Origin of the sequence: Streptomyces collinus (assembly GCF_031348265.1) — a bacterium.
Taxonomy (GTDB): domain Bacteria; phylum Actinomycetota; class Actinomycetes; order Streptomycetales; family Streptomycetaceae; genus Streptomyces; species Streptomyces collinus.
In genome coordinates, this window is the sequence record NZ_CP133771.1 from 5,454,024 (window position 1) to 5,467,217 (window position 13,194).

General features: G+C 72.3%; 12 protein-coding genes. 7 read left to right on the forward strand and 5 right to left on the reverse strand.

Annotated features, from left to right (window positions below; genetic code table 11):
• Window positions 1-3 precede the first annotated feature (3 nt).
• Window positions 4-801, reverse strand: coding sequence for a hypothetical protein (locus tag RFN52_RS24920; RefSeq protein WP_184849146.1), 798 nt, complete (start codon window positions 799-801; stop codon window positions 4-6).
• Window positions 802-1,106: 305 nt separating this feature from the next.
• Here RFN52_RS24920 and purN point away from each other — a divergent pair, with 305 nt between their 5' ends.
• Complete coding sequence (gene purN, locus RFN52_RS24925) at window positions 1,107-1,745, forward strand: phosphoribosylglycinamide formyltransferase (RefSeq protein ID WP_184849147.1); 639 nt, start codon at window positions 1,107-1,109, stop codon at window positions 1,743-1,745.
• A complete protein-coding gene (gene purH / locus RFN52_RS24930; RefSeq protein ID WP_184849149.1) occupies window positions 1,742-3,304 on the forward strand; it encodes a bifunctional phosphoribosylaminoimidazolecarboxamide formyltransferase/IMP cyclohydrolase in 1,563 nt (520 codons plus the stop codon). The genes purN and purH overlap by 4 nt, the downstream gene beginning before the upstream one ends.
• Window positions 3,305-3,364: 60 nt before the next feature.
• Here the strand turns inward: purH and RFN52_RS24935 are convergent, their stop codons facing one another.
• The 4 genes from RFN52_RS24935 to RFN52_RS24950 form a co-directional block, all read right to left on the reverse strand.
• Window positions 3,365-3,949 carry an ALF repeat-containing protein gene (locus RFN52_RS24935; RefSeq protein ID WP_184849151.1) on the reverse strand — a complete coding sequence of 195 codons (585 nt, stop codon included), beginning with the start codon at window positions 3,947-3,949 and terminating at the stop codon, window positions 3,365-3,367.
• 105 nt (window positions 3,950-4,054) lie between these two features.
• A complete protein-coding gene (locus tag RFN52_RS24940) occupies window positions 4,055-5,620 on the reverse strand; it encodes a protein kinase domain-containing protein (protein ID WP_184849153.1) in 1,566 nt (521 codons plus the stop codon).
• A complete protein-coding gene (locus tag RFN52_RS24945; protein WP_184849155.1) occupies window positions 5,617-5,805 on the reverse strand; it encodes a hypothetical protein in 189 nt (62 codons plus the stop codon). Before RFN52_RS24945 ends, RFN52_RS24940 begins: the two co-directional genes overlap by 4 nt.
• A 133-nt stretch (window positions 5,806-5,938) precedes the next feature.
• Complete coding sequence (locus RFN52_RS24950) at window positions 5,939-6,517, reverse strand: hypothetical protein (RefSeq protein WP_184849157.1); 579 nt, start codon at window positions 6,515-6,517, stop codon at window positions 5,939-5,941.
• Between the two features lie 275 nt (window positions 6,518-6,792).
• Here RFN52_RS24950 and RFN52_RS24955 point away from each other — a divergent pair, with 275 nt between their 5' ends.
• The 5 genes from RFN52_RS24955 (at window position 6,793) to RFN52_RS24975 (ending at window position 13,144) form a co-directional block, all read left to right on the forward strand.
• Window positions 6,793-7,647, forward strand: coding sequence for a bifunctional methylenetetrahydrofolate dehydrogenase/methenyltetrahydrofolate cyclohydrolase (locus RFN52_RS24955; protein ID WP_059423424.1), 855 nt, complete (start codon window positions 6,793-6,795; stop codon window positions 7,645-7,647).
• Between the two features lie 163 nt (window positions 7,648-7,810).
• Complete coding sequence (locus RFN52_RS24960; protein WP_184849159.1) at window positions 7,811-8,254, forward strand: DUF3017 domain-containing protein; 444 nt, start codon at window positions 7,811-7,813, stop codon at window positions 8,252-8,254.
• A 382-nt stretch (window positions 8,255-8,636) separates the two neighbouring features.
• Window positions 8,637-9,935 (forward strand): helix-turn-helix domain-containing protein, encoded by a 1,299-nt coding sequence (locus RFN52_RS24965; RefSeq protein ID WP_311241052.1) that lies wholly within the window; start codon window positions 8,637-8,639, stop codon window positions 9,933-9,935.
• A 391-nt stretch (window positions 9,936-10,326) separates the two neighbouring features.
• Window positions 10,327-11,316: a malate dehydrogenase gene (locus RFN52_RS24970; protein ID WP_184849163.1), complete on the forward strand. Its 990-nt coding sequence runs from the start codon at window positions 10,327-10,329 to the stop codon at window positions 11,314-11,316.
• 307 nt (window positions 11,317-11,623) lie between these two features.
• Entirely contained in the window at window positions 11,624-13,144 is a 1,521-nt protein-coding gene (locus tag RFN52_RS24975; RefSeq protein ID WP_184849165.1) for an aldehyde dehydrogenase family protein, read from the forward strand.
• Window positions 13,145-13,194: the final 50 nt, after the last annotated feature.

A 13,194-nucleotide genomic window follows, 5' to 3' on the forward strand; every position in this document is an offset into this window, starting at 1 on the left:
GCGTCAGCCGTCGGTCCCCAGCAGCCCGCGGAGCTGCTCCGGCAGGAGCTCGGTGCAGGACTGCTTCGCCTCGTTGGTGAGGGCGTCGTTCGTGCACGTGTAGTAGTCGCGGTAGACCAGCTGTGCCGTGAAGGACGCGGCGACCAGGGCGATCGCCAGCGACGCCGTGACCAGACCGCTCACCGCCGCCGTCGTCTGGGGGCGGCCGCCGCCCTGCTGCTCGGGGGCGGGGGAGGCCGGGTCGGGCCTGCGGGGCTTGGCGCGCAGGGAGCTGATGGCCCAGTAGAGGGCGAGCGCGCCGAGCAGCAGGGCCACGTACGGCCAGCTGAAGAGGGCGAAGAAGAAGGCCCACATGCCCGACAGCAGGGCGTAGCGCGCCCGGCGCTGCGCGGGGTCCGTCGGGTCCCAGCGCACGTTCGGGCCGCCGCCCTGGGGGCCGCCCTGGCCCTCGGGCCCGCTGCGGGGGCGATCACCGAAGCCGCCGGAGGAGCGGCCGGGCTGCCGGTCGCTCCACTGGCTGCCCCAGGGGGAACGGGACCCGCCGCCCTGGGAATCCTGGGAGTCCTGGGAGTCGTCGCCCGTCGGGCGACGCGGCTGCCAGGGCCGGTCCGGTGTGCCCTCGGGCGGCGGGGCGAAGGGGTTGTCCTCCTGGGACCCTCGGCCCCGCCCCTCCCCGCCGTCGCCGCCCGAAGGCGCGTCGGGCGGTGAGCTGGGGCGCTCCCGCAGCAGCACGGCGCCGCGCTCCCCTCCCTGCGGCGACAGCTGGGGGAACGTGAGGAGTCGCAGGCTGCGGTCCGGCATCAGGTGAGCGTCTTCCCGTTGGTGAGGAGGAATGAGTGGACAGAACGGAACGGCGTCGGACCCGGGTCCGTCACCTCCTGAACGCACCACGTCCGGACGTCGTTCCCGAACCGGCTCCGTCCAGACGCTACCTTCCGGCCTTGCCCCCGTCCCGTGGGGGCCGCCCGGTGTGCCGGTATCGTTGCTGACGGTCGGCCGGTTCGTAGGCTTCCCCGTATCCGGGGACGCAAAGCATTCGTATGAATGTACAAAACGTCGGGTGTCGGCCGCCTTGGACAGACGCTTCCCCGAGAAAGGCCCCCACCGTGGCCGCCAAGCCCGTGGCCCCGCGCGCCAAGCGCCTCGTCGTGCTGGTCTCCGGATCCGGCACCAACCTCCAGGCGCTGCTCGACGAGATCGCCGCCGTCGGCGCACCGGAGTACGGGGCCGAGATCGTGGCCGTCGGCGCGGACCGCGAGGGCATCGAGGGGCTGGCGCGGGCCGAGCGCGCCGGGCTGCCGGCCTTCGTGTGCAGGGTCAAGGACCACGGCAGCCGCGAGGAGTGGGACGCCGCCCTCGCCGAGGCCGTCGCGGCGTACGAGCCCGACCTCGTCGTCTCCGCCGGGTTCATGAAGATCGTCGGCAAGGAGTTCCTGGCGCGGTTCGGGGGGCGGTTCGTCAACACCCACCCCGCGCTGCTGCCCAGTTTCCCGGGAGCCCACGGTGTGCGGGACGCGCTCGCGTACGGCGCCAAGGTCACCGGCTGCACCGTCCACTTCGTCGACGACGGCGTCGACACCGGGCCGATCATCGCGCAGGGCGTGGTGGAGATCCGGGACGAGGACGACGAAGGCGCTCTCCACGAGCGCATCAAGGAAGTCGAGCGAAGGCTGCTCGTCGAGGTCGTGGGGCGCCTCGCCCGCAACGGCTATCGCATTGAGGGACGAAAGGTAGTTATCCAGTGACCGCCGAGAGCAACAAGCGGCCCCTTCGCCGGGCGCTCGTCAGCGTCTACGACAAGACCGGCCTGGAAGAGCTGGCGCGCGGGCTCCACGAGGCCGGGGTCGAGCTCGTCTCCACCGGCTCCACCGCCGCGAAGATCGCCGCTGCCGGCGTCCCCGTCACCAAGGTCGAGGAGCTCACCGGCTTCCCCGAGTGCCTGGACGGCCGCGTCAAGACCCTGCACCCCCGGGTCCACGCCGGCATCCTCGCCGACCTGCGCCTGGACAGCCACCGCGAGCAGCTCGCCGAGCTGGGTGTCGAGCCGTTCGACCTCGTCGTCGTGAACCTCTACCCGTTCCGCGAGACCGTCGCCTCCGGTGCCTCGCCCGACGAGTGCGTGGAGCAGATCGACATCGGCGGTCCCTCGATGGTCCGCGCCGCCGCCAAGAACCACCCCTCGGTCGCGGTCGTCACCAGCCCGGCCCGGTACGCCGACGTGCTCAAGGCCGTCCAGGGCGGCGGCTTCGACCTCGCCACCCGCAAGCGGCTCGCCGCCGAGGCCTTCCAGCACACGGCCGCCTACGACGTCGCCGTCGCCTCCTGGTTCGCCTCCTCCTACGCGCCCGTCGACGAGTCGCAGTTCCCCGACTTCCTCGGCGCCACCTGGGAGCGCGAGCACACCCTGCGGTACGGCGAGAACCCGCACCAGCCCGCCGCGCTCTACGTCTCCGGCACGGGCGGCCTCGCCCAGGCCGAGCAGCTGCACGGCAAGGAGATGTCGTACAACAACTACACGGACACGGACGCCGCCCGCCGCGCCGCGTACGACCACGCCGAGCCGGCCGTCGCGATCATCAAGCACGCCAATCCCTGCGGCATCGCCGTCGGCGCGGACGTCGCCGAGGCGCACCGCAAGGCGCACGCCTGTGACCCGCTGTCGGCGTTCGGCGGCGTGATCGCGGTCAACCGCCCGGTCAGCAAGGAGATGGCGGAGCAGGTCGCGGAGATCTTCACCGAGGTCATCGTCGCGCCGGACTATGAGGACGGCGCGCTGGAGGCCCTCACCAAGAAGAAGAACATCCGTGTGCTGCGCTGCGCCGACGGGCCCGCCGCGCCCGTCGAGATCAAGCCCATCGACGGCGGTGCGCTGCTCCAGGTCACCGACCGCCTCCAGGCCGACGGCGACGACCCGGCCAACTGGACGCTGGCGACCGGCGACGCGCTGAGCGCCGACGAGCTGGCCGAGCTGGCCTTCGCGTGGAAGGCCTGCCGCGCGGTGAAGTCCAACGCGATCCTGCTCGCCAAGGACGGTGCCTCGGTCGGCGTCGGCATGGGGCAGGTCAACCGCGTCGACTCCTGCAAGCTCGCGGTGGAGCGGGCCGGCGAGGAGCGGGCCAGGGGCTCGTACGTCGCGTCGGACGCGTTCTTCCCGTTCCCGGACAACATCGACGTCCTGGGTGCCGCGGGCGTCAAGGCCATCGTGCAGCCCGGTGGGTCGGTCCGTGACGAGCTGGTCGTGGAGGCCGCGCAGAAGGCCGGCATCACGATGTACTTCACGGGGACGCGGCACTTCTTCCACTGAGCCGTTGACGACGGAGCGGGCCGGCGGAACCCCACCGGCCCGCTCCGGCCATGTCAGGCGTCAGACCTCGTACCGCCCGGTCTCCAGGAAGTACCGCAGTTCCTCCGGAGTGCCGTCGATGACGTCCTCGGCGGCCGCGCGCAGGGCCGCGCTGATGGTCGGGTCGGCCAGGATGCGGGCGACGGCGACGCGGTCGTCCTCAGCCTGGGCGAGGCGGTGGCCGGTTTCGAGGAAGGCGCGCAGGGCTTCCGGGGTGTTGGTGTCGAGGGCTTTGGTGGCTTCGCGCTTGACGCCGCGGCCGGAGTCGGGGTCGCCGATGATGCGGACGATGGCGACGCGGTCGTCCTCGGCCTGGGCCAGGCGGTAGCCGGACTTCAGGAACTCCCGCATGTCCTCCACGGTGCCGTCGAGCGCCTCGTTGGCCTCACGGGTGACACCGCGGCCGGTGTCCTCGTCGGCCAGGATGCGCAGGATCGCGATCCGCAGCTCCTCCTCCGACATCTGGTCCACCGGAGTGCCGTCCGCCGGTGAGGCCGCCACCACCGCCTCGGGAGCCGTGCCGGTGGCGAAGGCCGGTGTGGTGAACAGGAGGGCGGGGGCGAGGGCGCCGGCGGCGACGAGCAGGGCACCGCGGGTGAGTCTCATGCGTGAACCTCTCTCCAACTGGTCGGAATCGAGAGCATGTTCGCATGCCCCGGCCGGTTGGACCGGTCATTTACGACGGCCCCCCCGAGAGTCCTTGCGTAGGAGTCACTTCCGGCCCTCGGGCTCGTAGTCCTTCAAGAAGTGCGCGACGCGGTCGGCGTAGTCGCGGACGTCCGGGGGCACGCCGCCCGTCTTGTTCACCGTGCGGTACGACCTGCGGTACGCGGCGGCGACGAGGACGCGCCGGTCGCCCGGCAGGTCTCCGTGCAGGCGCGGGGCGATCCAGCAGAGGTACCGGCCCATCGCGGGGATGGACTCGGCCGGCGGGAAGGGAGGCTCGGGGACCGTCTCGCCGGGGGCGCCGTCCTCGTTCATCCACCAGCGCAGGACGCGCGGGGTCCAGCGGGCGATGCCGTACTCGTCGTTCGCGGGGTCGGAGAGGTCCGGGTCGAAGTCGCTCTCCACCTTCAGCATGGCGGCGATCAGGGCCGGGCTGACCTCCTCCTGGTCGCAGTCGTGTGCCGTCTCGACGATCAGCAGGCGGTAGGCGGGCGGCACGCCCCGGTCGGTGCGGAGCTCGGAGGCGCCGTAGGCCGCGGCCGAGACGTTCGCCGTCGCGCCGGGAGCGCTGCCGGTGCCGTCCCCTCCGGCCGAGACGCCGATGCCGTAGGCCAGCAGGGCGGCCAGGGCCGCGGCGGCCGCGGCCAGGACGGCCGCGAGGGACCCGCGGCGCGAGCGGCGGCGGGCCGAGCGCAGCGCGGACGGGCGGAAGACGCGCCGGCCCTGGCCTGCGGCCGCCGTCACACGGCGCAGCAGTGCCGCACCGCCGATGCGCTGCTGGTGCGTCCGGGTCAGACAGGCCCCCACGACCTCCCGCCAGTCGTCCGGCAGCTCCGGCGACAGGCGCAGCTGGTCGACGCCGCGGGCGTAGGCCGCCGCCGCGTCACGGCGGGCTGCCGGGGTGGCGCCGGGCAGCGGGAAGGCGCCGGCGAGCACGAGGTGGGCGAGGACGCCGAAGGCCCAGATGTCGGCGGAGGGGCGGATACGGCGGCCGCGTTCGCCGATCTCGGTCCACAGCAGCTCCGGCGGGGTGTAGTCGGGGGTGGAGAAGGCCGGCGTGTAGGCGTGGGTGCCCTCCAGCTCGGCGGCCAGGTTGAAGTCGGCCAGACGGACCGAACCGTCCGCCATCAGCAGCACGTTGGCCGGCTTCAGGTCGCCGTGCACCCAGCCGGCGTCGTGCAGTTGGGCGAGGCCCTCGGCGATCTGCGCGAGCAGTGCCGGGCCGGCCGCGGGGCGGGGCGCCGCGGCGAGCAGGGCCGACAGGGAGCCCTCGGCCTTCTCCAGGACGAGGACGGTGGCCCCGTCCAGCTCCGGACGGCCCGGGTCGTCGACCGTCAGTGTCTGGTACATCCGCACCAGCCGCGGCTGTCTCAGCCGCCGGTACAGCTCGACCTCCCGCTCGATCAGTTCGCGCAGGTGGGCCAGCCGGCGGGGCGTGGCCGTCCCGGTGGGCAGGAACTTCAGCGCGGCCGTGGGCGGCAGTTCGGTGCCGGCACCGACGCGCCGGGCCGCGTACACACTGCCGAAGGCGCCCGTCGCGATGGGCTCGCGCACCTCCCAGTCGCCGACCCGGTAGCCCTTGGGCACGGGTACGGCGTAGGCCTCGGTCACCGGGTCGCCCCGGCCCGGTCAGGACGGCCGAGGATCCGGAACGTGCCGTACGCGCAGGGCTCGTACGCGAAGCGCCCGTACGCGAAGCGCCCGTACGCGCGGCGTTCGCCGGGTGGGCGGGTGATGGGGGTGCGGTTTCGCTCGTCCTCCGTGGTCGGCGGAGGTACCACGATGATGCTGAACAAGGTGCTCTCCCCGTGCCTGAACAGCTACCACCGTCAGGTTAGGGCGACGCACCAGGGCCGTGCCCCCCTCGTACGGGTGAGACACGGCCCTTGGAAGTGATTGGCGTGAACTGGTCCGGTGGACCCGGTCCGTTCAGTAACGGGGCCGGTTGAACCAGGCCTTGCCGTTGGCGTTGCCGACGAAGACGGCCACCAGGATGGCGAGGACCGTGTGCACCAGGCCCACGAGGAGGAACGGGTAGATGCCGAGGACCGCCGTGATGATGGCGAAGACCAGGATGGTGATCCGGGCGCCGTTGCCGCCGTTCTTGAACTTCGTCGCCAGGACGGCGGCGAACACCAGCCAGGCCAGGCCGAAGACCACGTAGCCCCAGATCACGCCGGTCGAGTCACCGACCAGGTCCTGGAAGGCGGTGTTGTCCTTGAGGGACGCGTCGTCCTTCGCGGCGTTCAGGGCCGCGGCGGCGAAGGCGAAGATGGCGATGCCGACGACCTGCAGACCGACGATCACCCACATCATCACGCGGGCCGCGCCCACCGAGCCGGGCATCGTGGTCGGCGCGGCGGGGCCGCCGTAGGGGGAGACCGGAGGGGCCTGCGGGTAGCCGTAACCGGGAGCCTGCCCCTGGTCCTGCGGGTAGCCGTAGCCCGGCTGCTGCTGCGGCTGCCCCTGGGGAGCGCCGTAGGGGTTGTTCGGGTCGCCGTAGCTCATGGGGGACTTTCCTCCGTTGGTCCTGGTGCGGGGACGACGCGTGACATCCCGCACGGAGGAAATCTTCAGTATTGCGACCGTCCCCCCGTTGAGCTGCCCGCGGTACTTGTCCGGTCATCGTTCTTCACCACTGACCGGCTTGTCCAGCCGCATTCCCGATGTGTTGTGCAAGTGCAACATCGCTGATCATGGGCGGATACGGGAGGACGGACCCCGCGGTGCCCGGATTGCGGCCGGATTGGAACCGCGGCGGGGTCATCCGCGAGGATGGAGCCATGACCGCCCAGATTCTCGATGGCAAGGCCACCGCAGCCGCGATCAAGTCCGATCTGACCGCCCGCGTGGCGGCGCTGAAGGAGAAGGGCGTCACGCCCGGCCTCGGCACGATCCTGGTCGGGGACGACCCCGGCAGCCAGAAGTACGTCGCCGGCAAGCACCGCGACTGCGCGCAGGTGGGCATCGCCTCCATCCAGCGCGAACTGCCCGCCACGGCGACCCAGGAGGAGATCGAGGCCGCCGTCCGCGAGCTGAACGAGGACCCGGCCTGCACCGGGTACATCGTGCAACTGCCGCTGCCCAAGGGCATCGACGAGAACCGCATCCTCGAACTGATGGACCCGGACAAGGACGCGGACGGACTGCACCCGATGAACCTGGGGCGCCTCGTCCTCAACGAGCCCGCCCCGCTGCCCTGCACCCCGAACGGCGTGCTGACGCTGCTCCGCCGCTACGGCGTGGAGATCAAGGGCGCCGAGGTCGTGGTCGTCGGGCGCGGTGTGACCATCGGCCGGCCGATGCCGCTGCTGCTGACCCGCCGCAGCGAGAACGCGACCGTGACGCAGTGCCACACCGGGACCCGCGACCTGTCGGCGCACCTCAAGCGCGCGGACATCATCGTCGCAGCGGCCGGTTCCGCCCATCTGATCCGCGCCGAGGACGTGAAGCCCGGCGCGGCCGTCCTCGACGTGGGCGTCTCACGCAGCGCCGAGGGCAAGATCGTGGGCGACGTCCACCCCGACGTCGCCGAGGTCGCCGGCTTCATCTCCCCGAACCCCGGCGGAGTCGGCCCGATGACCCGCGCCCAGCTGCTGGTGAACGTGGTCGAGGCGGCGGAGCGCAGTGTCGGCTGAGCACCGGGCCCAGAGCGGGCACAAGGCCCCGGGCGGACACGAGACCCCCGGGGGGCATGGGACGCCGGGCGGGCACGAGACACCGGGCGGGCACGAGGCCCCGGGTGGGGACGAGACCCCCGGGGGGCATGGGACGCGGGGCGAGCACGAGGCTCCGGAGGACATGACCGTCCGGGACCCCATCAGCGCGCCCGACGCCGCGGGGCGGCCGCGGCGGGTCACCCGGCGCTTCCCGCTGTTCACCAAGGACACCGCGCGGCCCGAGGGCGGCGGCCGGGCCGCGCCCGGGGACGCTCCCGCGCCGGCGCGGCAGTGGCCCGTGCTCGCCGTGCTGGGGCTGGCCGGGGTCGGACTGCTGGTCACGGCCTTCGGCCAGTTCCGGATCGGGACGCTGCTGATCGGTGTCGCCCTGCTGGGCGGCGGCGCGATGCGCTGGCTGCTGCCGGACGTCGGCATGCTCGCCGTCCGCTCCCGCTTCACGGACATCGTCACGTACGGCGTGCTGGGCCTGGTGATCGTCATGCTGGCGCTGATGGCACAGCCGGACCCGTGGCTGCAGATCCCGTTCCTGAAGGACACCCTGCACTTCACGGTCACCAACGAGTGACGGGACGGCGGCCCGTCCTCTCCCCCGAGGAAGGACGGGCCGCCGTCACGCACCACCCTCCTGCACGGCGAACAGCCTGTTCAACGGCTGTCAGTGCGCTGTGGCACGGAAGTGACAGTTCCGGTACGTCTCGCTTCCGATACCGCACAAAGTGGTGCGACGCCGGGGTTGGCAGGGACAATCAGGACGGTCCAGGGTGTACCGCGCGCGGTCACCATGCTCCTGTGCGCCCCCCGTCAGGGAACTGAGATCCTGACTGGGCGCATCCCTGTGGGTATCCAGAACGGGGACTCGGCCAAGGCCGCCACGCGCGGGGCGAACAGCGCGAGAAATATCAGCACGTACGGGGGGAAGAGGGGGAGCAATGCCTCGTTGGAAGGCCTTGCCGGATGAGCTCGATCCGCAGATCAGGGAGTTCACCAGTCAGCTGCGCAGGCTCGTGGACCGCAGCGGTCTGAGCATCGCGTCGGTGGCGGACCGCACGGGCTACAGCAAGACGTCGTGGGAGCGTTACCTGAACGGCCGGCTGCTCGCGCCGAAGGGCGCGATCGTGGCCCTGGCCGAGGTCACCGGTACCAATCCGGTGCACCTGACCACCATGTGGGAGCTCGCCGAGCGCGCCTGGAGCCGCTCGGAGATGCGGCACGACATGACGATGGAGGCCATCCGGATATCCCAGGCGCGCGCCGCGCTCGGGGAGTTCGGCGGGCAGGACTTCACCGACCCCTCGGCCGGCGGCAAGGCGGCCTCGGCGGGCGAGGGCAGAGCGGCCTCGGCGGGCGGAGGCAAGCCCGCCCGCCAGAGCGGCGGCACCACGGTCACGCCGGGCATCGCGGGGCCGGCCGGTGTGGCTCCGACGGTGCCGTCGCAGCCGACGGCCCCCGAGGTCCAGGACTCCAGCGGCGCGGGTGTGCGGGAGGAGAGCGGCCGGGACGCCGCGCCCGAGGTCAACTCGTGGGGGCTGGCCGGTTACCAGGGCCCGTCGCCGACGGGCAGTCGTTCCGCCGGGCCCGGTGCGGACCGGGGATCCCGGCCCGGCGCACGTCCCGGAACCTCCGCGGGATCGCCCGGCGGCCGGACTCCCGGCGCCGGCTCGTACGGCGAACCGCAGGACGCCGTCCCGGCACGGGCCGGCGGCGCGGGCGGCAGTGGTGCCGGCGGGACCCGCCGCGCCCCCTCCGCCCCCGCGGGCAAGAAGCGGACCGCGACCTTCGTCGCGGGTGTCGTGGGCGTGCTGGTGGTGATCGCCGGCGCGTTCTACCTGACCGGAGGCGGTGGCGGTGACGAGGCCAAGGGCGGCGCCAAGTCGCCCTCGCCGACCGTCAGCACCGACCCGAAGCTGCCGCCCGGTGTGAAGTGCAGCGGCGCCGACTGCACCGGCAAGGACGCGGAGGCCATGGGGTGCAGCGGTGACCTGGTGACCACGGCCCAGAAGGCGACCGTCGGCACGACCGTCGTCGAGGTCCGCTACAGCGAGACCTGCAAGGCGGCCTGGGGGCGTATCACGCAGGCCGCACAGGGCGACGAGGTCGAGATCAGCTCGGGCAAGGCGAAGCAGACCGGCAGCATCACCGCGGCCGGCGACACCATCGCCTACACCCCGATGGTGGCCGTGAAGGGCGCTGCCGACGCCAAGGCCTGCGCGACGCTGACGGCCGGCGGGCAGGGCTGCACCGACTAGACGCGCAGCGGAGCAACCGGGGCCGGGCCCGCGCCCTCACCGGCGTGGAACGCCTGTGCGGGCGGCCCGGATGAGGAATTTCCGAAGAGGAGGAATGCCCGCCCGGATCGGGGGCACGCGAACCGTACCCCCACGGGAGTCCGGCATGGTCGGTATCCCCCCAGGCGGCCGCCTTCGTCCTCCTCTCCCGGACGGGCGGCCGCCTCTCGCGTGGGGGCGGGTGGGTGCCCGAGGGCGGGCCGGAGTTGTGGGCCGGGCCACACCGACCCGGACGTCCGAGATCCCGGATGCGCGGTAGCCTGACCGCTGGATGGATCTCTTGATGCCAAGAGATCGATCAAACGTCCGGGGCAGGGACCGCCCCACCGCCAGCTGTCATACGGAGAACGCCATGACCCGCACTCCCGTGAACGTCACCGTCACCGGCGCGGCCGGCCAGATCGGTTACGCCCTGCTCTTCCGCATCGCCTCCGGTCAGCTGCTCGGCGCGGACGTGCCGGTGAAGCTGCGCCTGCTGGAGATCACGCCCGCCCTGAAGGCGGCCGAGGGCACGGCCATGGAGCTGGACGACTGCGCGTTCCCGCTCCTGCAGGGCATCGACATCACCGACGACCCGAACGTCGCCTTCGACGGCGCCAACGTCGGCCTGCTCGTCGGCGCCCGCCCCCGCACCAAGGGCATGGAGCGCGGCGACCTGCTGGAGGCCAACGGCGGCATCTTCAAGCCGCAGGGCCAGGCCATCAACGCCCACGCCGCGGACGACATCAAGGTCCTGGTCGTCGGCAACCCGGCCAACACCAACGCCCTCATCGCCCAGGCCGCCGCGCCGGACGTACCGGCCGAGCGCTTCACCGCGATGACCCGCCTGGACCACAACCGCGCGCTGACCCAGCTCGCGAAGAAGACGGGCTCGACGGTCGCCGACATCAAGCGCCTGACCATCTGGGGCAACCACTCCGCCACCCAGTACCCCGACATCTTCCACGCCACGGTCGCCGGCAAGAACGCCGCCGAGGTCGTGAACGACGAGAAGTGGCTGGCCGAGGACTTCATCCCGACCGTCGCCAAGCGCGGCGCCGCCATCATCGAGGCCCGTGGCGCCTCGTCGGCCGCCTCCGCCGCCAACGCCGCGATCGACCACGTCTACAGCTGGGTCAACGGCACCGCCGACGGCGACTGGGTCTCCATGGGCATCCCGTCGGACGGCTCCTACGGCGTGCCGGAGGGCCTGATCTCCTCCTTCCCCGTCACCACCAAGGACGGCACGTACGAGATCGTCCAGGGCCTGGAGATCAACGAGTTCTCCCGCGCCCGGATCGACGCCTCCGTCAAGGAGCTCGAGGAGGAGCGCGAGGCGGTCCGCGGCCTCGGCCTCATCTGACCGGAGCCGCTCGCGACTCTCCGTACGCAGGCCCCGCACCGGACGTCCGGTGCGGGGCCTGCGGGCTTTCCACAGATCGGTGGTCCCCCGTCCGAGGCGGCCCCTCGCTTCCGGCCCAGGTGAGCCGAGGTCCGCGAGCCGGATCTCCGCACCTTTTGTTCCTGTTCGTCCGCATCTCCCGTGACACAGCGCACTTTCGGCCATCGACGCGCATGCATCCGAGGGAGTCGGGCAGGCGAACTCGGTCTCTTAGTGACACGAATGTGACACAGGGGCGCTGATCAGGAACGGAAGGCGAAGAGCGATCATGGCGGAAAGTACCGAACTTCAGGCACGCGAAACCATCCATGCGGGAGGAGAGTGGCGGGCGGCCACCTCCGGGGCCACCCGCGAGATCCTCGACCCCGCGGATGCCCTGCCCTTCGCCGTGGTCGCGGAAGGCGACGAGAAGGACACCGATCTGGCGATCGCCGCGGCCCGGCGCGCCTTCGACGAGGGGCCGTGGCCGCAGACGCCCGTCGCCGAGCGGGCCGCGCTGCTGCGGCGCGTCGCCGGCCTGCTCGTGCGGGACCGCGAGAAGCTCGGCCGGCTGGAGGCCCAGGACGCGGGCAAGACCGTCGAGGAGGGCCGCGTCGACATCGACTGCGTCGCCGACGCGTTCCGCTACTTCGCCGACCTGGTCGCGGGCGAGGCCCCCGGCCGGGTCGTGGACGCGGGCTCGACCGACATCCACAGCGTCGTCGTGCACGAGCCGATCGGCGTCTGCGCGATGATCACGCCCTGGAACTACCCGCTGCTCCAGGCCAGCTGGAAGATCGCCCCCGCCCTGGCCGCCGGCAACACCTTCGTCATCAAGCCGAGCGAGATCACCCCGATGACGACGATCGCGCTCATCGAGCTGCTCGTCGAGGCCGGTCTCCCCGAGGGCGTCGCCAACATCGTCACCGGCCCGGGCCACTCCGTCGGCGCGCGCCTGTCCGAGCACCCCGACGTCGACCTGGTCTCCTTCACCGGCGGCCTGATCAGCGGCACCAAGGTCGCCCAGGCCGCCGCGCCCACCGTCAAGAAGGTCGCCCTCGAACTCGGCGGCAAGAACCCCAACGTCGTCTTCGCCGACGCCTGCGCCACCGAGGAGGGCTTCGACACCGCCGTCGACCAGGCCCTCAACGCCGCCTTCATCCACAGCGGCCAGGTCTGCTCGGCCGGCGCCCGCCTGATCATCGAGGAGTCCGTCCGGGACCGCTTCGTCACCGAACTCGCCCGGCGCGCCGAGAAGATCCGCCTCGGCCGCGGCACCGAGGACGGCGTCGAGTGCGGCCCGCTCGTCTCCGAGCAGCAGCGCGCCAAGGTCGAGATGTACGTCGAGTCCGCCCTCAAGGAGGGCGCGGTGCTGCGCTCCGGCGGCAAGCGCCCCGAGCCGTCCGCGCAGCGCCCGGAGAACGGCTACTTCTACGAGCCGACCGTCCTCGACCACTGCCACCGCGAGATGCGCGTCGTGCGGGAGGAGGTCTTCGGGCCGGTCCTCACCGTCGAGACCTTCCGCACCGAGGACGAGGCCGTCGCCCTCGCCAACGACACCGAGTACGGACTCGCGGGCGGCGTCTGGACCACCGACGCGGGCCGCGCCCGCCGTGTGGCCGGCCGGCTGCGTCACGGCACGGTCTGGATCAACGACTTCCACCCCTACCTGCCGCAGGCGGAGTGGGGCGGTTTCGGCAAGAGCGGAGTGGGCCGCGAACTCGGCCCCGCCGGACTGGCCGAGTACCGGGAGACCAAGCACGTCTACCAGAACCTCGCTCCCAAGCCGGTGCGCTGGTTCGCGGGCTGACCCCCACCCCCCGCCGGGCCGCCGACCCCTCATCCCGGGCTGACCCCCAC